We start from the raw sequence: 221 nt of genomic DNA on the forward strand, positions 1-221 counted from the left end.
TGTTTTAACCGATCTCAAAGCCCGCGGCGTAGAAGATATCCTCATTACAGCTACAGATAATCTCAATGGATTTACTGGGACCATACGCAGTGTTTTTCCTGAGTCTCAAACTCAGATTTGCGTAGTTCATCAGATCAGAAATGCCTGCAAATATGTAGTCTGGAAGGACAGGAAAGAGTTTTCTGCAGATATGAAACATATTTATACTGCACCTACCAAAC

General features: G+C 40.7%; 1 protein-coding gene. It reads left to right on the forward strand.

Annotation, left to right across the window (positions count from 1 at the left end; translation table 11 throughout):
* The coding region (locus AB671_RS21940; RefSeq protein WP_185114130.1) for a transposase at positions 1-221 on the forward strand (221 nt) is incomplete at both ends.

Source organism: Chryseobacterium sp. BGARF1 (assembly GCF_001677955.1).
In the GTDB taxonomy this organism is placed as follows: domain Bacteria; phylum Bacteroidota; class Bacteroidia; order Flavobacteriales; family Weeksellaceae; genus Chryseobacterium.